We start from the raw sequence: 22,050 nt of genomic DNA, 5'->3' as shown, positions 1-22,050 counted from the left end.
TCAGGCTTCACCAATGGTTCCTTTTTTCATAGCTTTTACATATTCACCCACATACTTTGGTGATTCTTTTCCGTATTTCTCTATCAATTTTACAATCGCAGATCCCACGATCGCACCGTCAGAAATCGCTGCCATCTTGCCAGCCTGCTCCGGCGTCGAGATTCCGAATCCGATCGCACATGGAATATCCGTATTCTGGCGTACCACATCTACGATAGATTTCAGATCTGTCTTAATCTCGCTTCTGGTTCCGGTTACACCAAGACTGGACACAATGTACAGGAATCCTTCTGCTTCTTTTGCGATCATAGAGATCCTGTTCTCAGATGTCGGTGCGATCAGCGAGATCAGCTCCACATCATACTTATGACAGATTGGCAAAAATTCTTCTTTCTCTTCATATGGAATATCCGGAAGAATGAGACCGTCGATACCGATATCTTTACAAGTAGAGATAAATGTCTCTGTTCCATATGAAAATACCACATTCGCATAGGTCATAAATACCATCGGTACAGTTATATCTGTCCGTAAATCTCTTACCAGATCAAAAATCTTGTCGGTTGTCACGCCACCGCTCAATGCACGGATATTCGCCCCTTGAATAACCGGTCCTTCTGCCGTCGGATCAGAAAATGGGATGCCCAGCTCAATCAGATCAGCCCCATTTGCAACAGCTGCTCTGACTGCTGCCGCCGTCGTCTCAAGATCCGGATCTCCACAGGTGATAAATGCGACAAATGCTTTGCCCTGTTCGAACGCTTTCTTTATATTACTCATGGATATCCTCCCCTCTGTATCTGGCGATGGCTGCACAGTCCTTATCGCCTCGTCCGGAAATGGTAATTACGATAATCTTGTCTTTATCCATTGTCGGTGCCAGCTTGATCGCATGCGCCACCGCATGTGCAGATTCGATTGCCGGAATAATGCCTTCTGTCTTAGCCAGATATTCGAATGCATTGACCGCTTCGTCATCCGTTACCGGCACATACTGCGCTCTTCCAATATCGTGAAGATGCGCATGCTCCGGTCCGACTCCCGGATAATCCAGACCTGCGGAAATCGAATATACCGGTGCGATCTGCCCGTATTTATCCTGACAGAAATACGACTTCATACCGTGGAAGATACCTACGCGTCCGGTATTAACCGTTGCCGCTGTCTCAAAGGTATCAATCCCTCTTCCTGCTGCCTCGCAGCCGATCAGCTGTACCTCTTTATCCTCAATAAAATTATAAAAACTTCCAATCGCATTAGAACCGCCGCCTACACATGCAAGCACTGCATCCGGCAGTCTTCCCTCAGCTTCCAGGATCTGTTCCCTGATCTCTTTTGAAATGACTGCCTGAAAATCACGCACGATCGTCGGGAACGGATGTGGACCCATTACAGATCCCAGACAGTAATGGGTATCGCTGATACGGGAAGTCCACTCACGCATTGCCTCGGATACCGCATCCTTGAGTGTTGCTGTTCCGCTCTTAACCGGGATAACCTCTGCGCCCAGCAGACGCATGCGATATACGTTCAATGCCTGTCGGATGGTATCTTCTTCTCCCATAAATACTACACACTCCATCCCAAAGAGTGCCGCTGCTGTCGCTGTTGCCACGCCATGCTGGCCTGCTCCGGTCTCCGCAATCAATCTGGTCTTGCCCATTTTCTTCGCAAGAAGTGCCTGCCCCAGTACGTTATTAATCTTGTGCGCTCCTGTATGGTTCAGATCCTCACGCTTCAGATAGATCTTTGCGCCGCCCAGATCCTTTGTCATCTTCTCTGCATAATAGAGTCTGGATGGTCTGCCTGCATAATCATGAAGCAGCGCATCCAATTCCCGGTTAAATTCCGGATCATTTTTATAGTGATTATATGCTTCTTCCAGTTCGATCACCGCATTCATCAGTGTCTCAGGAATATACTGCCCTCCGTGAATACCAAATCGTCCTTTCATATTCGTCATAATGCGTCTTCCTTTCTTGCCGCAGCGACAAACGCTGTCATTTTCTCTTTATCCTTATATCCATCGGTCTCAATGCCTGAACTGACATCTATGCCATATGGATTTAGTTTCGCTTTTACCGTCCCGAGGTTCTCCGTATCCAGTCCGCCGGCCAGAAAATACGGTCGCCGGATCGCCTGCAGCAGATCCCAGTCAAAAACTGTGCCCGTACCGCCTGCGCCAGAATCTAACAGTACATAGTCTGCCGTACTGTCATTGGCTCGTTCCACATCTTGCTCTGTATCAATTCGAAACGCCTGGATCAGCGGATGATCGGTAAGTTCCCGAAGCCGTCTGATCTCCCTCTCGCCTTCCTGTCCATGAAGCTGTGCCACATCAATTGTTCCAGCCTCAAGAAGTGATACGATCTGCTCCGGCTCCTCGTTCACAAAAACGCCTACAGCTTGAATCCCTGGCGCGAGCATGGCTTTTAATTCCTCTGCCTTTTCCGGGCTCACATATCTTCTGCTTTTCTTTGCAAATACAAATCCGATATAATCCGGCTGCAGTTCATTGACTGCTTCGATATCACAAGGTCTCGTCAGTCCACACAGCTTGATCTTCATAGCTGCCCTCCCCGGAGCTTTGCAAGCATTTTAGTCTTATCTTCTGCACGCATCAGCGTCTCGCCGACCAGCACTGCATCTGCTCCGATCTCACGGAGTGCCGCTACATCCTCTGATCCTTTCACACCGCTTTCAGATACGAAGATAACCTCCGGCGGAATCATTTCCCGAAGCTTTTTACTGTTATCCGTGTTCACAGTAAAATCCTTGAGGTTCCGGTTATTTACACCGATGATCCTTGCTCCTGCGCGGAGTGCCATCTCCACTTCTTCTGCATCATGTGCTTCTACCAATGCCGACAGCCCCAGTTCTTCACAGACTGCCATATAATGCTTCAGTTCTTCCTCATTTAAGATGGAACAGATCAGGAGCACTGCCGATGCTCTAAGAAGCTTTGCTTCGTAGATCATATATTCATCCACAGTAAAATCTTTCCTCAGACACGGAATCTCTACCGCCTCAGCAATTTCCTGCAGATACCGTTCACTCCCCAAGAACCATTTTGGTTCTGTTAGCACCGAGATACAGTCAGCACCTGCCGCTTCATACGCCTTTGCAATCTCCAGATATGGAAATTCCGGTGCGATCAGTCCTTTTGACGGGGAAGCCTTCTTGCATTCACAGATAAAAGAAATGCCCGGTTTCTTCAACGCTGTCTCAAATCGGTAATCTCCTTTTGGCAATGCAAGTGCTGCCTTCTTCACCTCTTCCGGTGATCTCTTTTTCTTAGCCTCCGCGGTACGCACTCTGGCGTAGTCCGCAAGTTCGTCTAATATCGTCATTCTTACACCTCCGGCCGGTTGCTGACTTCGATCAGTTTCTCCAATGTCTCCAGTGCTTTACCGGAATCAATCAGCACACTCGCCAGTTCAATACCATCTTTCATATTTTCAGCCTTACCGCCAATGTACAGTGCCGCACCTGCATTCATCAAAACGGCATCACGCTTTGGTCCTTTCTCTCCTTTCAGAATGTTCTTCGTGATCTCTGCATTTTCATCAGGAGTACCACCCACCAGATCTTCTTTGGTACAGCGTGTGAGGCCGAAATCTTCCGGCTTGATCACGTAAGTTTTAAACCATCCATCTTTAATCTCACATACCTTAGTCGGTGCGCTCATTGAGATCTCATCGAGTTTATCCTGACCGTATACGACCATGCCTCGCTTTACTCCAAGACTGATCAGTACCTGTGCCAGCGGCTCTACCAGATATTCATCGTACACACCAAGCAGCTGCATAGACGGTGTTCCGGGATTAGTCAGCGGTCCCAGAATATTGAATACCGTACGGAATCCAAGTTCCTTGCGGATTGCTCCTACATACTTCATGGATGAATGATATTTCTGTGCAAAGAAGAAACACATACCGGCTTCTTTTAACAGCTCCACACACCGTTCCGGACTCTGCTGGATATTCACGCCCAGCGCTTCCAGACAATCTGCCGTCCCACACTTGGAAGAAGCTGCGCGGTTACCGTGCTTGGCTACCTTCATACCGCCTGCTGCCGCTACCAATGCAGAAGTGGTAGAGATATTAAAGCTATGTGCATTATCTCCGCCGGTACCTACGATCTCAAACAACTCCATGTCTGTCTCAACCTTCAGCGCATGTTCTCTCATCGCTGCTGCACAGCCTGCGATCTCATCCGTTGTTTCTGCTCTCGCACTCTTGGTAGAAAGTGCTGCTAAGAAAGCTGCGTTCTGTGTCGGAGAAGTCTCACCGTTCATGATCTCATTCATCACGTCGTATGCTTCTTTGTATGTCAGATCTTCTTTGTTTACGATTTTTACAATGGCTTCTTTAATCATAGCTTATCTCTCCTTTTCTCTCTATCGTATGAAAGCTGCAATCATCTGTTTTCCATCCGGTGATTTGCTCTCAAATCATAAAAAAGTCCCTGACAGAAAGATACTCTTTCTGTCAAGGACGAATGTACGAATCACTATCCGCGGTGCCACCTTGTATTCACAGGCATAAACCTGTGCTCTTATCAGGATACCTCTATATCCCCGGCAACTGACGTATGCCTTCACGTTGCAGAATACTCTGTGAATCCATGATACAATGATCAATAAAATCCGGTTCACATTTGACTGCACCCTCCGTGGTCCATTTGACAACTTGTTTCTCATCCGGTTCTCAGCATCCCGGACTCTCTGTAAAGGCATGATTGCCGTTATCTCCACTTCATCGGTTTGAAGTATTAATTTACTAAATAATAGCACGATGAAAAAATCATGTCAACGGTGAATTTTATTTAATTCCAACAATCGGTCTCATATTCCAGATCAATATTTTTTGCCTTAAACACAGGGTTCACTCCTGCTTTCATCTGCTTCTCATAATCTGCCAACGCCTTCAGTGCAATATTAGACAGGATTAGAATGACCGGAATATTAATGAGAGCCATGACTCCCATCAACACATCTGAAATGTTCCAGAGCATGGACACTTCCATCCCGGCACCCAGGAATACCACCAGTGCAGATATCAGACGGAATCCTTTCATAAAACCTTTACTTGGTTCACCTTTATGAATATAATTCAGCAGATTATCACAATAGAAACAGTTGCCAAGTAATGTGGTAAATGCAAAAAGTACCATTGCAATTGCGATGAAGATCGGTCCGAAGCCGCCCAGTGATTCACGCAGTGCTTCCTGTACCCACGGTGCACCTTGCAGTTCTTCTGTCGGTGCAATACCGGATGACATACACATCATCGCAGTTGCAGTACACAGAAGCAGTGTATCAATAAACACAGACAGCATCTGCACCATTCCCTGTTTAACCGGATGACTGACCTGCGCTGACGCAGACGCATTCGGTGCTGAACCGATACCTGCTTCATTGGAATAAAGCCCACGACGGATTCCCTGCATCATGGCTGATCCTGCGAATGCTCCAAAAATTGCATTGAAATCGAATGCTTCCTCAAAAATCTTAGTGAATACCATCGGCAGATAGGCATGATTAATAATCATAACCACGATCGAGATCAAGATATACGCCACTCCCATAATCGGAACCAATGTAGAAGTCACCTTCACAATACGGGAACCTCCACCCAGCAGACACCATCCGGTAATCACTGCCAGAATACCTCCAATGATCCATGGCGACCACTTTACATCATAAAATGCAAATCCGGAAAATGTGGACTGCAGATTGTACGATGCAAGCATGTTAAATCCAAATGCATAAGTCGCAATCATAGAGATGCAGAAAACAATTGCCAACGGTCTGCTGTGAAGAGCTGCTTCTATATAATAAGCAGGACCGCCATAACATTCCCCGTCTTTTCCTTTTTTCTTAAATATCTGTGCCAGTGTACTTTCTACAAATGCAGATGCACTGCCAATGATCGCGATCACCCACATCCAGAATACGGAGCCGAATCCTCCGATACAGATTGCAGTCGACACGCCGACAATATTACCGGTTCCTACCCTCGATGCGGTAGAAACCATCAACGCCTGAAAAGATGATACTCCTTCATCATCCTCCGGCTTCTCTACAACTGCCATGCATGCATCTTTAAATAATCTTATCTGTGGCAGTTTTGTCCGGATCGTAAAATAGATTCCGGCTCCGATCAGCAGTATCACCAGCAGCTTGCTGTACATGAACGTACTGATAGTGTCAATAATCATTCCCAACATAAAACTTCTCTCCTTTATCTTCCAGCTTAGCCAAGCTGTTTCTCCAATAGTTCGGCAGCTGCTCTGATGCAGTCATCACAAGGCAGGATTACCTTTCCTGTCTCCACACCCTTAAGTTCCTTACAGACTACTGTTCCGTATGTCTCCTTAAATTCTGTCATGATCGCACGAATATCCTCTGTTGTCTTCTTGCGATCCTTATGGATCAGTCCTAATACCATCGCTGCACCTGACAATGCACCACAGTTGCCTTCCATAGTCGCAAGCCCAACCCCAAATGCCTGAGTAGCTGCTTTTAATGTCTCCTCATCTACCCCGGCTTCTTCTGCGAAACTACATGCAACAGCCTGTGCACAGTTACACTTTCCATTGTACTTCTTTTCAATTGCCAACTCCGCTTTGCTCATAACCAGATTTCCTCTCTTTCGTTAATTTCAAGAATGCCTCAGCATTCTTGCTGCGAGGTGCGCGTCATGCTATTGCATGACATACTTCTACTGCGCACCTCTGCAATCCTGCCAGAGGCTATATCAGATGGGGGATTGACTCCCACCACTGATACCAGCTTGTTTCTCACCACCTATAGAGGTGGAGTCATCTCCCATCTGATATAATCATTTCTTGATTTATGATTACTTCCCAGTTGATTCTACTATACATCATAAGTTTTTTCCAGAGATATTTACGGATGCCAGGGGCAAAAAGCTATTTATTAGCATAGGTTATCAATGTCCGTTAAAAGTTCTCATGACCAGACTCATTTACACCCACAGCATTCGATGTTACACTTTTATTTAGGCAGGACATCGTACGACAACGTACTCATGATCCTGCCGAACCACGTTGTTGACTTAATACTTACTACTTATTCTAGGAGGAAAAACTATGAATGCAATTATGACTGACCTGATGGCTGTAATCGGTGTCGTACTGAATGGACTTCCGCAGGGACTCCTGGCACTGGCTTATGGATTCGCCTCTGTACCTACTGCACTGGCATTTTTTGTAGGTGCGATCGGTAACACGGTAACACAGAGCGTGGCTCCGATCTCTTTCCAGGCTGAGACGATCACTTACGCCGGAACAGCCGGCAAGGACCGTTCTGAGCGATGCACCATGATCTTTATCGGCGGTGTGATCATGGCTCTGATCGGTGCTCTGGGTCTTTTAACTAAAATCGTGAATTTTGTCGGTGAAGATGTCGCTTTCGGTATGATGGCCGGTGTTGGTATCATCCTTACCAAAGCTGCAATCGATATGGTAAAAAGTGATGCCATTTCCGGAGGCGTATCTCTGGCAGTAGCACTCATTACTTATTATTTCACAAAAGACAGTGCTAATACACTGGTATATACCATCGTAATCTCTGTTGTCGCATCCTGCATTGCCAATGCAATCTTCAACAAAGAAAAATCAAGCATTATCGTAGAGGATGACAAATTCATCCGTCAGAAATTCACTATCAACGCTAACGTAATCCTTGGTGCTCTCGGAATGGTATGTCTGAACATCGGTTCCAACATTTCCTTCGGAGGAATCACAGCCGGAATGGCAACAGGCGGTAATTACAATGTAGATACGCTGACTGTAATCTCCTCTCTGGCAGATATGTGCTCTTCTTTCTTCGGTGGTGCTCCGGTAGAGTCTATCATCTCTGCTACCGCTAATGCGCCGCATGCTGTATGGGCCGGTGTTGCAATGATGGTTGTGATCGGTGTGATCCTGCTTCTGAAACTGCTTCCGAAGATCGGTAAATATGTACCGGCTTCTTCTATCGCAGGTTTCTTATTTGTACTTGGTATCTTCAAGACCGTTGTACTGGATGCCCCTTCTGCCCTGGCAACAAATGCTGCAGTAGGCGGAACAACTATGGTCGTAACAGCAGTAACCAATCCATTCCTCGGAATGCTCGCTGGTGTTGCAGCTAAGTTCCTTGGATTATAAGGAGGAATATGTTATTATGAAAACATACAATATGACTTTGTGTAATGTAGATCGTACCCTTCCATTCATCCCGATCAGCGAGGATATGGCATTTGCAAGTTTCGTAGTCCTTGGCGACACAGAACTGGTCAGCGCCTGCGCACCTGAACTTGCCAAAAAAATCGGCAATGTGGATGCTATCGTAACCGCAGAAGCCAAAGGTATCGCACTGGCATATGAGGTCAGCAGACAGCTTGGTCTCAAAGAATTTATTGTAGCCAGAAAGAGTACAAAGTCTTACATGAAAGATGTGGTATCCGCATCCGTTCATTCCATTACAACTGCCGGAGAGCAGCATCTGTATCTGGATGGAAAAGACGCCGATAAGATCCGTGGCAAAAGAGTCTGCCTGTTGGATGACGTCATTTCTACCGGAGAATCTCTCCACGCACTGGAGTGCCTGATGGAAAATGCAGGCGCCGAGGTCGTTAAGAAAGCCGCAATCCTTGCAGAAGGCGATGCAGCAGACAGAGAAGACATCATCTTCCTGCAGAAGCTTCCGCTTTTCCGCAAGTTATCCGATGGTGAATATAACGCTATCGACTAAACTCGTTTTTCATCTCGAAAAGCCCCGGGGTATACGGTCCAGCAGCCGTGTATCCCGGGGCTTTTCCCTTTCTTCACTTCTTTCTTCCATACAATTGCAAATGCATCCTGCACCGCTTATAATAAATATAGCAGGAGCAAAAGGATTGCTCCCACCACAAACAACCATCTCCCACCAATAAAATACAAGGAGTATTTCTGTCGTGACAAAAGATAAATACGTAATCAGTAAAACCAAACGCTACCCCTATTATATCCTGATGTTTGCAATCCTGATCTGGTTTGTAGCTATGGAGATATTTGGGGCAAATGAACGAATGATTGATATGTCAGCAGACTCTCTCATTTATTCCGGAAGTTTTACCTGGCAAAAGCCAGATGGATCCACAGAATCTGTCGATGTACCCGGACATTATTCCATTCCCGCCGGAGAGACTATGATTCTCACGACGACGCTTCCCGATGATTACAATGCCCATGTGATTGCATTTCGTTCTTCTCTGCAGGATGTCAAATGCTATATTGACGGCGAACTGCGAACCGAATACAGCACCAAAGATACCAGACTATCTGGCAAGAACTCAGCCAGCCGTTATATATTCTGCGATACCTCTTCTGCCGATGCAGGGAAAGAACTCCGCATCGAACTGACGACTTACACGCATAAGTATTCCGGCGTGATCAATCCGGTATACTGCGGCGACCGTGCCAAAATCTGGGTCTCTCTGTTTGACCAGAACGGATTAGAGACTATAATTGCATTCTTCATTCTCTTTTCCGGTATTATCAGCGTACTTTTCAGTATCGCACTGGGGCTGGTATACAAAACCAAATTCGATATAGAATATCTGGGCTGGTGTATGATCATGGGCGCAACCTGGATGCTCGGTGAGTCTAAGCTAAAACAGCTCCTGTTCCCTAATTCGTCCATCCTTTCCGCGCTGTGTTTTGTAATGATCATGCTGGTTCCGATTCCAATCCTGTTCTATGCAGACAGCGTACAGCAGGGACGATATCATAAGCCGCATCAGACTCTTGGCTATATTGCAGTCATTAACTTCACAGTCTGTACGATCCTGCATGTAACCGGCATCGCAGATTATATCGAGACACTTCCGATCAGCCAGATCATCTTAGCTGTCACATTTGTTAGTACCTTTATTACCTTTTATAAATGTATGAAACAGGGCCCGATCCGCTTTGACAGACTGACCTTGATCGGACTGTCTGCTGTTATGATATCAGCAATCATTGAAGGGCTGTCTGTCTACTTCGTAGTGTCCATTTCCGGTATGTTTATGTGTATCGGTATGATCATTCTGCTCTTTATGTCTGTACTTCGCACCATCCGTGATGTACATAATATGGAAGTCCAAAGACAGCAGCGCGCGCTTGAAAAACGCCGCCAGCAGACTGAGCGTCTGTCTCTGCAGATGATGCAGACCCTGGCTCTCACCGTTGAAGCAAAGGATGAATATACTCGCGGGCATTCTCATCGGGTTGCCGAATATGCTGCACTGATTGCAAAAGAACTTCACTGGAGTCCTAAAGAAATTCTGAATCTGAAATACGCAGCTCATCTGCACGACATCGGAAAGGTCGGTATCCCTGATACGATTCTGAACAAGCCAACCAGACTGACTCCCGAAGAATATGCCGTCACAAAAGAGCACACTGTCATCGGCGGTGAGATTTTGAAAAATATCACGTTGCTCAAACAGTCCGCTGATGTTGCCCGCCATCATCATGAACGCTATGACGGCAAAGGTTATCCGGATGGACTGAAAGGAACTGATATTTCATTGTATGCCCGCATCATAGCCATAGCTGACGGTTACGATGTCATGAACACCAATCATTCCTGCCGCAATTCACTTCCTGAAGCATCTATCATTCGGGAATTCCGTGAAAACAGCGGCACGCAGTTTGATCCGGAACTTACGGAGATTTTTTTAATGCTTCTGGAAGAACACCGATTAGATATCAATTCTGATTATCTGCATCCGGAAAATGATCTGGGATTTACCGCAATTGAAAATGATATCAACCGCTTTATCTCCAATGTCATGACTACGATGAAAACACAAGAGGACAGTGAAACTTATGATTTTCTGACCGGACTGCCGATGCGGAGTCGTGGTGAGAAGCTGGTGTCTCAGTTTATGCAGAAATACGATGGTTGTCTTGTCTTCATTGATATGGATAACCTCAAACAGATTAACGACACGCATGGTCACAAAGCCGGTGACCGGTCGCTGAAACTGCTGGGGACACTACTGTCAGATATGACACCGGACGCAGTTGTCTGTCGTCTGGGCGGTGATGAATTTCTGTTCTTTATGCCAAATGCCACTGAGGCAACGATCACAGCACAGGTTCACACTCTGTTCGATAAATTCAATGCAGCCAAGGCTAAGGATATCCAAATCCGCAGTGCTTCTTTGTCAGCAGGTCTGTGCATGACTACTACAAAAGATGCCTACGAAGACTGCTATACGAAAGCAGACAAAGCTCTGTACTATGTAAAACAGAACGGGAAAGGCAATCTCTATTTCTATCACCAGTTAGAACAGAAACTCACCTCTGATTCTGCCATCAATAAAGATCTAACACTGATTGCACGCTCCCTGCGCAGCAGCGGCGACTACTCCGGTGCACTGGATCTGGATTACCGTCAGTTTGCCAAGTTATACGAATACATCAACCGGTTGGGAAGCCGCCATCAGTATCCTTGTTATCTTGTCATGGTAACAATAGAAACTGCGCCGGAACAAATGACCTATATTGAAAATATTGAGGAAGCCATGGAATGCATGAAGCATTCGATCCATCAGAGTATCCGCTCCGTAGATATCTGCACCAGATACAGCTCCATGCAGTATCTGATCATCCTCTTCAAACCAGATGAGAACTATATCCCGAAGATCATGAACCGTATCTTCGCAGAATACTACAAGCTGTACAAGAAACACAATTTCATACCTGGCTATGAATATCTCCGTATGATGGATAAACCGGCAGCTGAAGAGACTCGGCAAAGATAATTCTTACCATTCAAAAAGGTGCGCCTTACGGCGCACCTTTAATATTCCGGATATCATCATTTCCAAAAATATACAGATCCCCTTTCTGTACATACGTCCCACCGGCTTCCGTAAGAATTAATATCCCGGCGGAAATGTCCCACAGATTCAGATCCAGTTCCAGATACATCTTCGCTTTCCCCGATGCTACCAGACAGATATCAAGAGAAGACGGTCCGATCCGCTTCATATCCGATGCGATTGCATAATACTTCTGTACAATATCTAATATCTTCCCTGTCTTCCTCCTGTCATATGGCATTCCAAACACCACAATCCCTTCATCCGGCGGAAATGTCCTGACTCGCAGCTGTGTTACCATTCCTTTTTCCAGGATATAGCTTCCCTTTCCTTTACATGCGTAATACCAGATATCATCTTTAGGGTTATATACCACCCCTAAGAGAATATGATCCGGCTGTTCATATACGAGAGCTACAGACACTGCATACTGCAGACCATTGATAAAATTAGTCGTTCCGTCAATCGGGTCAATAATCCAGTTAAACTTCTGCTCCAATTGTGCTTCCGTTTCCTCTGCGATCACCCCGGAACCCGGCACCAGCTGCTGAAACCGATCGATCAGTTCCTGTTCTATCTTCTTATCAACCGTTGTAACAAAATTACCCTGTCCCTTTTTTTCGATTGAATACGATGTACCTACATACTTATCCACCACATTTTTGATGGTTGGGATCAGTGTTTTCTCGCAAAATTCCAGTCCATACTCCATATGATCCATTATCTCTTACTTCCTTCTCTTTAATATATCCACATAAATTCACATTGCTCTGTCAAAAAAGAGCTCAATTCTTCCAGATAGGAATTGCCACCTATATAGTTGGTCTTTCCATCAAAAATTTTAACAGGCAAAAAGATCGATTCTGATATCCGATTCCTTTCCGAAGTTGAATCACCGATCAGAAACTGTATTGACAGACTGTTCTGTGTCTTGGCAGACAGGACGCCCTTGTATGTCTTTAACTTACGCACATTGCGGTTGCAGACAATATCCAACACCTTACTTCCAATACATATGCGGAATGTATATGCCGGAACAAACGGTGTCCTTTTGCTGACCGTCCCTTCTTTTGCCTGGCATTCCTTTATGCTTTCTACAAACAGTTCGATCAGATTCTCAATATCACTGAAATCCACTTCCCAGTACGTAGAACGGTTTGTAATATACTCGACCAGTTCGATATACTCTCTCCAGTGCATTCCTTCCCGATATGAAATGATCCGGTCCAGTGACCAGTTCTCAAGATAGAAATTATCACCGATCTCCCCGATCTTATCAAGTATCGCCTCGTTGCCGAAAAATTCTGAAAAAGCATATTCCAGCTCATCCGGACTCACTTCTTTCAGTCCATGTGTCAGATACAGCTGATGGATAAATGTATCCTCCGGTCGTATATCACTGGGAATCAGGGCTGCACAATTAAAAAAGTTCGTGAAAATAGAATTATAATATACATCTATCATTTTTTTCAATTCCCTGTGAAATGGCTTGTTTTCATCAAATATGCAATTCAGTACCGGATCCGGATGATTTTCTGACTTATCAACCACCACAAAATTACGGTAAAACGCTGACCGGCTGTATCCTTTCACATCTGACCTACGTCCCGTCCCAATGATGTGTGTCTGCAAAAACACAGACATTTCGATCTCCTTCAACGTTGATAAAAATTCTTTTTTCTGAACGACATCAAAATCAAAACATTCTGCCAGCATATCATTCGTCTCTTTATTAAATGCCAGTGTTGTACACTGCTTCACGAGTTCCTGACTGTGTTTGTCTACCGGCGTCTCCCAGTTTTCCCGGATACAGTACATGGCGATCTCTGTACACAGCCGGTTCCATTCATCGACTGCATGGCGCATCGTAGAGTACTCCGGCAGCTCATCCACATACGGCGTCAGTTCATGGTCACCATACAAAAATACAATAATGCTTCCGTTCTTCAGCAAATGTGCAAATGCATTCTGCTCCCGTTCCTTGTATTCGTGTGCAAAATATAATTTCTGCAGACTTTTGCTGTTAAGGATCGATGCCCTGTTTAAGATGATCTGTCTTGTATGCATCAACGCAAGATACAGATTCTTCATCTGATATGTCTCTAAAAACTGCTGGACACATTCTGCTTCAAACCCATAATGCATAAACTGCCCCTTCATGTCTGAATCATCCGCAATGATCTCATCCGGCAGCCACTGGTTATCCAATGCAAAAGGAAATGCTGTCGAAGGAGCAAGGTCACTTGCATGTACCCGGTAAAAGCAATTCTCAGCAACATTATCATATACCTTCTCCGGCACCCCGGCCTCGTAAATATATTCATTGCTTTTGCGGAAATCAATCCCTTCCGTATACGTCATCTTACCATTCAATGCACGTATCAGCTCCTGCATTTTTGCAATACTGATCGTCCCTTTTGCATCAAGCTGGATAAACTGGATAACTTGCAGACACTCGATAATCTTCTTCACCTTGCCGTCACCGGTATCCGGAAACCACGATGGATGCACATTGCCAATGACTACAAACAACACATAAAAGTTCTCATCTTTTTCATTTCTGTCCAGTGCTTCCGATATTTCACGCAGTACTTCCATCCTCCGCACTGAATTCTTGGAAATCAGTGCAATCATCATGTCTGCTGTCTGCAGTGCTTCATTGATATTATTGGCCCAGCTCTGACCAACCACTAATTTATCCACATCTATCCAGACATCATATCCCTGTCTGGTAAGAAACCGTGCAATTCCCTTTGCACACACGCTGTCCTGATGTGAATAGCTGATAAAAACTCTCTTGCCCATGCAGTTCCCTCCCCAAAAAGCTGACTTAATTATAAAGGAAATATCAGAGAATTTCCACCTCTTCAAATGCTTTCAAAAAAAAGCCTGCTCGACTCGTCGCACATACAAAAATGGTGCCGGGAATAAATCCCGACACCATTTTAATTTTTTTATTCTTCTTAGCCTAACAGCAGTAAGCCGAATACCAATGTAAAGAGGGCTACTGTCTCTACGATACCGATTACGATAAAGTAGTTCGCTGTACCTTTTCCGGTTGCGCCAAGTGCATCAGCTGCTCCGGCTGCACACTTGCCCTGGAATAATGCGGAAAGTCCGATTGCAAGTCCGCAGAAAAGTCCAACGCCAAGTGCAAGTCCTGCGTCTGCTCCGCCATCTACTGCACTCTTGATAAAGTTCATAAGAAGGAATCCGTAGATTGTCTGTGTCAGAGGTGCTCCGGCAAATGCGATCATAATGAACGGTGCCGGTTTACCGCTTGCATAACACTTTTTCCATGCTCCTACTGCTGCCTGTCCTGCAAATCCTGCACCAAATGCTGATCCTGAAGCGGATAAACCAAGTGCAGCTGCCATTCCAATAAATGCTAAATTCATAATCTTTCTCCTTTATAAATACTATTTTTCAATCTTATCGTTTACTTTAAATGGTTCGTATGCGACTCCTGTCCATTCCAGACCTGCCTGGCCTGAGAACTCCAGCACATTCAGTCTGACACCGTGTACTACGACTGACAGGAAACACATGACAATGTTCAGTGCATGTCCGATCAATACAACCACAATACCAATGATGATAAGTGGTCCGTGGAATCCGGCTGCAATTCCGTTGAAACTCTGAGAAATGGCAAGTCCTGCCATACCTACCGCAAACAGACGGATGTAACTCATAACGTTACCAAAACAGCTGATCGTATTTAAGAATACGGTAAATGCATCTGCGAGTCCTGCTTTAAGTCCCTGTGCAAATGTACGATCCGGTGCCATGCCGCCAAAGAGGACTACCAGCGCAAATGCTACGCCGATCAGTACAAAGATTGGTTTGATCGCCAGCTTCTCGCCGATTACCAGATAAAGTGCCAACAAATACATTGCAACAATCGCTACAAGCCATCCCAGGTCTGCCACCCAGCTCAGATCTTTGTTAGAAAGCTTCTTCTTGATCGAGATCAGACTTCCAAGTGCCATCTGAATTGCTCCGATGGAAAATGAGAACTTCATGATCGTGTTTTGCTGCGTAAGAGCAGTCACGCCAAAGTACCCCGGATAGTTTGCAAAATCAGGTATTACCAGTGCCCTCAGGAACGGAACATTCATTGCCGATTCCAGACCAAACCAGGTTCCGGTTATCGCACCCCATATGATCGTCACGATCGATAATACAAATAGCAAATAAACTGCATTATTAAATTTCTTTGATTTCGCTGCATATGCAATGGTTCCGATAAGAATCAGGCATCCATAACCTGCATCTCCAATAATCATCGCAAAGAACAGTGTAAAGAACAGGAAGAACCAAAGGGAAATATCCGGTTCTCTGTATCCTGGAAGAATACCAAGTATATCAAATACCGGTTTGATCAGTCTGGATACTTTACCGTATTTCACTTTTGTAGGAATCTGCATATCATCCTCAGCTACATCTTCCTGCGCCCATGCCCAGCCATTTTCCTTCGCAGCTGCTTTGAATCTCGAAAGATCCTCTTCCGGAAGATATCCGGAGATCCACACAAAATCCTCATCGCTTTCTGCGGTCTCGCTTGCAGATGAATAATTCTCCGCGTTCTGGGCTTTCAACATCTGAACCTGAAAGCTTGACTCATACACTGCTGCTTTCTTAAAGACTTCATCACACTCAGCAATCTGCTTCTGACTGTCTTCTATCTCTTTTGTCAGTTCGTCGATTCCCTTTTCCGGAATTGCGAACTCTGCCGCAGGTATGGTCGCCGGCAGGCTTCCTATTACAGCAACGGTATCCATCTTGTCAATCGATGCCAGCCGGACCATCTGTACACTTTCATCCTGTACTGCCATCTCATACTCACGCTTACCTAATCGGTAAAAATGAAGATCATACCCTGCTTCTTTTAATTGTTTTAATTCAGCCGGAGAGAACTCACCCCAGGCTTTGATTCGTTCGATCTCTGCATTGGCTGCACTAATATCCTGAACCAGCGTGGACTTCTTATCCAGCGCATTCAGTACGCCCTGATACATTTCCTCAAATTCTTTGTCGGAAAGAACAGGTGCACTGTTTTTGTTCTTTGATTTCTTATCAGGTGCATAATCCAGCAGTTCCGTCGCCGTCTTGGAAAGTGTTGTAAATCTTTCCGTCGCCGCACGTGCCGGACTCTTCTTTTCTGCCAGATGCAGAAGTCCGAGATTACGAAGTCCTTCGAGCATCTCGTCTTTTCTGGAGACGGATGACACGACATAGACCATTTGCATCTTTTCTATCATTGTGCCGCCTCCGTTAATTTTTTCTTTGAAATCTTTCCGCGTACAACTGCCGCTGTCTGCTGATCTCCGAGGAATACACCGATCACGCGGATATTCTCCTTGGCTTCCGGAATCTTGACCTTCTCAAACAGATTCACTCGCTGTGAGGTAGAACGAAGTTCCTTCTCAAGGAGTGCCTCCTGCTTGCGGAGCGTCGATACCAGAGCATCCAGACGGGCAATCTCGCGAAGCTTTATAATCGCAGTATCAACCCACAAAGGATAGTCGTCAACGTCATAGCTGATATCTTTGAATGTCAGCTCCTGAAATGCAGGAACTGTCACGCCGGCGATATTCTCATTCTTACAGATAACGGTATCCGGCTGCACCAGGTAATCAAGCTTCATGTCCTCATCGAAGATTTCATTCTCCGCGAACACTGCTACCCAGTCATCCAGATCTCCGATCATCTGAGCACGTTCGACTTCCTTCTCATCCAGTTCAGCCTTGGTCTTCATGATCACTGACTGCAGCTGCTGCTTCTTAAGCTGCAGTGTCGGAAGATAACGCTGATACTGTTTCAGGCGGTCTTTCTGCACCTTCTGCTCATTTTTAGTAAGTTTGATAGCCATTAGCTGCTCCTTTTATTTTAATGCATCCTTATCCGGCCATCTCTCCTGCAGAAGACTTGTCTTCAAACCGGTCTCATTTGGCTCAAAGCACTCTGCAAGGATCTCCCAGCCAAGATCAAGTGCATCTTCAAGTGGAATGTTCACACTAAGATCCATTAATTTCGTCTCAAATAACTCGCCGTACTTCAGAAGCTTCTCATCCCATTCACTCATCAGGAATCCCATGGATTTCTTCTCAAGTGCTTCCTTATACTGAGAATACAGACGGATCATACCATCCATCAGTGCACGGTGGTCATCTCTCGTCTTACCATTTACATTCTGTTTCAGACGTGACAGAGATCCAAACGGTTCAATGTGTCCATTCTTCAGATAATACTGACCTTCTGTAATATAACCTGTATTATCAGGTACCGGGTGCGTAACATCATCACCAGGCATCGTCGTAACACCAAGGATCGTGATAGATCCGGCTCCCTCGATATCAACGGCCTTCTCATAACGGGATGCAAGACAGCTGTACAGGTCTCCAGGATAACCTCGGTTCGAAGGTACCTGTTCCATAGTGATCGCCATTTCCTTCTGTGCATCTGCGTAGTTCGTCATATCGGTAAGAAGTACCAGTACTTTCTTACCGTTAAGCGCAAACTGCTCTGCAACAGCAAGTGCCATATCCGGCACCAGCGTACACTCTACGGTCGGGTCAGATGCGGTATGGATAAACATAACCGTATGGCTCATAGCGCCACCTTTTTCCAGTGTATCACGGAATGCAAGGTAATCGTCATATTTTAGTCCCATACCTCCAAGTACGATCACGTCTACTTCCGCCTGCAACGCAATACGCGAAAGCAATGCATTGTAAGGTTCTCCGGAAATAGAGAAGATCGGAAGCTTCTGGCTCTCTACCAGTGTATTGAACACATCGATCATCGGAATACCGGTACGGATCATATTCTTTGGAAGAATACGCTTCGCCGGATTAAATGACGGTCCGCCGATCGGAATCATGTTCTCAGTAAGTGCCGGGCCGTGGTCTCTCGGTACACCGGCTCCGTCAAATACACGTCCGAGCAGGTGATCTGAGAAGGATACCATCATCGGTCGTCCAAGGAAGCGTACCGGATCGCTGGTTCCTACACCCTGCGCACCTGCAAATACCTGCAGAGATACCACATCTTTATCAAGTTTAATTACGTTCGCATAACTGTCGCCTACCAGAGCCAGGTCGCCAAGGCGCACATCCTTCGCTCTGACAGTAACAACGTTACCGACGATTGATTCAATTTTTGTATATACTTTCTGCACGCTAACATCCTCCTACTCAACAGCTTTTGATTTGTAGAATTCTGAGATTTTCTTTTCCTGTGCGTAGAATTCCGGTGATTCGAATTCTGTACCATGCCAGTCAAGGAACTCCTGTCTCAACTGATTGAAGAAACCTCGGATCTCGTTTTTGTCATCCAGATCATAGGATGCCATCAATGCATCGTAAAGGACGCCAAACTCTTCCCGCTGTCTGTCTGGAGAGCATGCCGCATCAATCGGATCGAATGAGTTCTGCTGCAGATATACGGAATCAAGAAGCTCACCCTTCTGATAAATGATATAATCTTCTGCGGAAGTTCCTTCCTCACCAACAACCTTCATCATCTGGTTGATCTCATTTCCTCTGTGCAGAATAGAACGTGCTTCCTCCACACGAGCCATATCTACAACTCCATCGTATTTGGACCATGAATCCATCGGATGGATCGCAGGGTACTTACGTGCATCGGAACGCTCTCTGGAAAGTCCGTGGAATGCGCCGACTACCTTCAGTGTTGCCTGTGTTACAGGCTCTTCAAAGTTACCACCGGCAGGTGATACGGTACCACCGATCGTAACGGATGCAATCTTGCCATCCTTAAGTCTTACCTTACCGGCACGCTCATAAAACGATGCGATCGTAGACTCCAGATATGCCGGGAATGCCTCTTCACCAGGAATCTCTTCCAGACGTCCTGACATCTCACGCATGGCCTGTGCCCAACGGCTGGTAGAGTCTGCAAGAAGAAGTACATCCAGTCCCATCTGTCTGTAATACTCAGCCAGTGTTACAGCCGTGTAGCAGGAAGCCTCTCTGGCAGCTACCGGCATAGAAGATGTGTTACAGATAATGATGGTTCTCTCCATCAGAGATCTTCCGGTCTTCGGGTCTTCCAGTTCCGGGAACTCTTTTAAGATCTCTACAACCTCACCGGCACGCTCTCCACAAGCTGCCACGATAACAATATCTGCCTCACCATTCTTAGCTTCCATGTGCTGAAGTACGGTCTTACCTGCTCCGAAAGGTCCAGGTACACAGAATGTTCCGCCCTTCGCTACCGGAAGGAACGAATCGATACAACGGATCTGTGTTACCAGAGGCTCGTCCGGGCGAAGTCTCTCTTCGTAGCACTTAACAGCCTTTTTGATCGGCTGGGTAATAACCATGCTGAGTTCTTTTTCTTCTCCATTGCCATTTTCAATGACACAAATTGTCGCTCTTACATGATAAGAACCTTTTTCTTTGATTGATTTAACTTTCCAGTCACTGCCTTTCAGCGTGAATGGAACCATAATCTCATGTGTAAATAATCCTTCAGGAACACTGCCGATTGAATCTCCTGCTTCTACAGCATCTCCCACTTTTACAGATGGTGTAAATTCCCATTCTCTGTCCGGAATCGGATCAAGATATACACCTCTCTCAAGGAAGAAACCACACTGCTCTGCAAGATCCGGCAATGGATTCTGAAGTCCGTCAAATACCTGGGTCAACAGACCTGGTCCGAGTTCTACGCTCATCAGTTCACCGGTGAATTCTACCGGATCTCCAACCTTGATACCGTTGGACATCTCGTAGATCTGCATGCTGGCAACACCGTTGTTAATACGGATAACCTCTCCTTTCAGACGTTTTCCATCAACAAGGATATAACCCACTTCATTCTTATGAACTGAACCATTAAAGCTGACATTCGCCAGATTTCCATTAATACCAGTTACATATCCTGTTACTGTTTCCATCAAATTCTCTCCTGTTATAAGCTATAGACGCGCTGCTGCACCTGATCAAAAAGACGTTTGAATTCCTTCTGTCCCTTTGACTGAACAAAACAGCTCTGGCGCTCAAGCAATTTTAGTTTAATCGCATACCCGAATAAATATCTGTCATCGAAAGTATGCAGGCCTACCAATGAATCAAGATTATCAAATTCGCACTCCAGCAGGATCTTCTCTGCCTCCAGCGGATTCTTCGCAGCCATTGCAGCTCCTGCGACCTGTGCGATCACTGAATCCTTATCATAGGATGTCAGATACGGTCTTCCCAGACTCACGCTCCTCTGATAATTAAGCTCACCCATAAGATTCTTATAAAAAGCTGACCACTCTTTTAACAACGGTCCCTCTTCAGACGAAAGGGTGAGATTCTTCAACAATTCATACTTTGATTCACTTACATTTGACTGGCACATGTCAAGAAACTCATCGTAAGTCATCGGCATGTCACCATCTGTTCTCAGGTCCGGCAGGCTGGATATCAAATAATAATATGAAGCCATAAGCACCTCCTGCTAGAAATCAAGATTTCTGAAATATGGCATCAGCATCTGCATGATCTCTTCGTCAGAACAGTCGAAATAACCCGAACCATCTTTAGCTGCCAGGCGGAATCCCGCACGCACACTCTTGGTCGGTTTGATCTCAAGACCATTCTTAATTTCTTCTGCAAGTTCTGCTTTGAGCGAATCACTCACCTCAGCAACTTCAACGGAATAATTCTGTACATCTTCATCTGCCACAACAGCCTGGATCAGCTTGCCAAGTGCAGCATCTGAAAGGTTATTCTTAATCTTTGCAGAAAGGATCTTTTCAAATTCAGCCTGGACCTCATTCTTAAATGCAAGCATAGCATCGCGCTTTGCCTGCTCAGCACTAAGTGCTGCACTCTCTTTCAGAATGTTGATCTCTTTTTCTGAAGTCTCCTGAATATTCTTAGCCTCAGCCTTCGCATCCGCAATAATCATTTCAGCCTTTTTCTTAGCTTCTGAAATAATTGCTTCTGCTTCCGCATTCGCCGCATCAATGCCGTCCTTGCGGATTGACGAAACTAAGTCTTGAATCTGTAACTCCATAATTTCACTTCCCTTCATTTTTCAATTGTACTATTTAAGAAACAATTCACGTTTAATTATAATACATACTTCTTATATAAACAAGAATTATTTCCAAGCATTCTGACACATTTAATATTTTGTCCAGATTTTGGGAAATTGTCTAACAATTGTC

The 22,050-nt window shown here is 45.5% G+C and carries 19 protein-coding genes; 3 read left to right on the top strand and 16 right to left on the bottom strand.

The genetic code is table 11. From position 1 onward, the window contains the following. The 7 genes from trpA to DWZ93_RS08230 form a co-directional block, all read right to left on the bottom strand. The gene (gene trpA / locus DWZ93_RS08260; protein WP_118452553.1) at positions 1-780 is read right to left on the bottom strand and encodes a tryptophan synthase subunit alpha; all 780 of its coding nucleotides are present in this window, start codon (positions 778-780) and stop codon (positions 1-3) included. Then, positions 773-1,963 carry a tryptophan synthase subunit beta gene (gene trpB / locus DWZ93_RS08255; RefSeq protein ID WP_118452552.1) on the bottom strand — a complete coding sequence of 397 codons (1,191 nt, stop codon included), beginning with the start codon at positions 1,961-1,963 and terminating at the stop codon, positions 773-775. Before trpB ends, trpA begins: the two co-directional genes overlap by 8 nt. Then, positions 1,960-2,568 carry a phosphoribosylanthranilate isomerase gene (locus DWZ93_RS08250; protein ID WP_118452551.1) on the bottom strand — a complete coding sequence of 203 codons (609 nt, stop codon included), beginning with the start codon at positions 2,566-2,568 and terminating at the stop codon, positions 1,960-1,962. Before DWZ93_RS08250 ends, trpB begins: the two co-directional genes overlap by 4 nt. After that, entirely contained in the window at positions 2,565-3,350 is a 786-nt protein-coding gene (gene trpC / locus DWZ93_RS08245; protein WP_118452550.1) for an indole-3-glycerol phosphate synthase TrpC, read from the bottom strand. Before trpC ends, DWZ93_RS08250 begins: the two co-directional genes overlap by 4 nt. Before the next feature lie 2 nt (positions 3,351-3,352). Then, on the bottom strand, positions 3,353-4,378 hold the full coding sequence (trpD, locus tag DWZ93_RS08240) for an anthranilate phosphoribosyltransferase (RefSeq protein ID WP_118452549.1): 1,026 nt from the start codon (positions 4,376-4,378) through the stop codon (positions 3,353-3,355). A 449-nt stretch (positions 4,379-4,827) separates the two neighbouring features. Further along, a complete protein-coding gene (locus DWZ93_RS08235) occupies positions 4,828-6,231 on the bottom strand; it encodes an alanine/glycine:cation symporter family protein (RefSeq protein ID WP_118452548.1) in 1,404 nt (467 codons plus the stop codon). Positions 6,232-6,257: 26 nt separating this feature from the next. Continuing rightward, complete coding sequence (locus DWZ93_RS08230) at positions 6,258-6,638, bottom strand: C-GCAxxG-C-C family protein (RefSeq protein ID WP_118452547.1); 381 nt, start codon at positions 6,636-6,638, stop codon at positions 6,258-6,260. Between the two features lie 478 nt (positions 6,639-7,116). Between DWZ93_RS08230 and DWZ93_RS08225 the strand changes: the two genes are divergently transcribed. From DWZ93_RS08225 to DWZ93_RS08215, 3 genes are all read left to right on the top strand, one after another. Then, on the top strand, positions 7,117-8,175 hold the full coding sequence (locus DWZ93_RS08225) for an NCS2 family permease (RefSeq protein WP_118383982.1): 1,059 nt from the start codon (positions 7,117-7,119) through the stop codon (positions 8,173-8,175). A 16-nt stretch (positions 8,176-8,191) separates the two neighbouring features. Then, on the top strand, positions 8,192-8,761 hold the full coding sequence (locus tag DWZ93_RS08220; RefSeq protein ID WP_118452546.1) for a phosphoribosyltransferase family protein: 570 nt from the start codon (positions 8,192-8,194) through the stop codon (positions 8,759-8,761). Between the two features lie 202 nt (positions 8,762-8,963). Further along, a complete protein-coding gene (locus tag DWZ93_RS08215) occupies positions 8,964-11,804 on the top strand; it encodes an HD domain-containing phosphohydrolase (protein ID WP_243061220.1) in 2,841 nt (946 codons plus the stop codon). 25 nt (positions 11,805-11,829) lie between these two features. On the opposite strand, the gene DWZ93_RS08210 is transcribed toward DWZ93_RS08215, so the two are convergent. From DWZ93_RS08210 to DWZ93_RS08170, 9 genes are all read right to left on the bottom strand, one after another. Further along, positions 11,830-12,585 carry an inositol monophosphatase family protein gene (locus tag DWZ93_RS08210; RefSeq protein WP_118452545.1) on the bottom strand — a complete coding sequence of 252 codons (756 nt, stop codon included), beginning with the start codon at positions 12,583-12,585 and terminating at the stop codon, positions 11,830-11,832. Between the two features lie 20 nt (positions 12,586-12,605). Then, a complete protein-coding gene (locus tag DWZ93_RS08205) occupies positions 12,606-14,669 on the bottom strand; it encodes a toll/interleukin-1 receptor domain-containing protein (RefSeq protein ID WP_118452544.1) in 2,064 nt (687 codons plus the stop codon). A 158-nt stretch (positions 14,670-14,827) separates the two neighbouring features. Further along, the gene (locus DWZ93_RS08200; RefSeq protein WP_118383986.1) at positions 14,828-15,262 is read right to left on the bottom strand and encodes a V-type ATP synthase subunit K; all 435 of its coding nucleotides are present in this window, start codon (positions 15,260-15,262) and stop codon (positions 14,828-14,830) included. A gap of 21 nt (positions 15,263-15,283) precedes the next feature. Next, positions 15,284-17,125 carry a V-type ATP synthase subunit I gene (locus tag DWZ93_RS08195; protein ID WP_118452543.1) on the bottom strand — a complete coding sequence of 614 codons (1,842 nt, stop codon included), beginning with the start codon at positions 17,123-17,125 and terminating at the stop codon, positions 15,284-15,286. After that, complete coding sequence (locus DWZ93_RS08190; RefSeq protein WP_118383988.1) at positions 17,122-17,736, bottom strand: V-type ATP synthase subunit D; 615 nt, start codon at positions 17,734-17,736, stop codon at positions 17,122-17,124. The genes DWZ93_RS08195 and DWZ93_RS08190 overlap by 4 nt, the downstream gene beginning before the upstream one ends. 12 nt (positions 17,737-17,748) lie before the next feature. Continuing rightward, positions 17,749-19,044: a V-type ATP synthase subunit B gene (locus tag DWZ93_RS08185; RefSeq protein WP_118383989.1), complete on the bottom strand. Its 1,296-nt coding sequence runs from the start codon at positions 19,042-19,044 to the stop codon at positions 17,749-17,751. 12 nt (positions 19,045-19,056) lie between these two features. After that, complete coding sequence (locus DWZ93_RS08180; protein WP_118452542.1) at positions 19,057-20,787, bottom strand: V-type ATP synthase subunit A; 1,731 nt, start codon at positions 20,785-20,787, stop codon at positions 19,057-19,059. A 14-nt stretch (positions 20,788-20,801) separates the two neighbouring features. Continuing rightward, a complete protein-coding gene (locus DWZ93_RS08175; RefSeq protein WP_118452541.1) occupies positions 20,802-21,323 on the bottom strand; it encodes a hypothetical protein in 522 nt (173 codons plus the stop codon). Between the two features lie 12 nt (positions 21,324-21,335). Further along, positions 21,336-21,896 carry a hypothetical protein gene (locus DWZ93_RS08170; protein ID WP_118383991.1) on the bottom strand — a complete coding sequence of 187 codons (561 nt, stop codon included), beginning with the start codon at positions 21,894-21,896 and terminating at the stop codon, positions 21,336-21,338. Positions 21,897-22,050: the final 154 nt, after the last annotated feature.

This window comes from Dorea sp. AF36-15AT, assembly GCF_003477705.1.
In the GTDB taxonomy this organism is placed as follows: domain Bacteria; phylum Bacillota; class Clostridia; order Lachnospirales; family Lachnospiraceae; genus Claveliimonas; species Claveliimonas ammoniilytica.
This window is presented reverse-complemented; position numbering and strand designations above follow the sequence as displayed.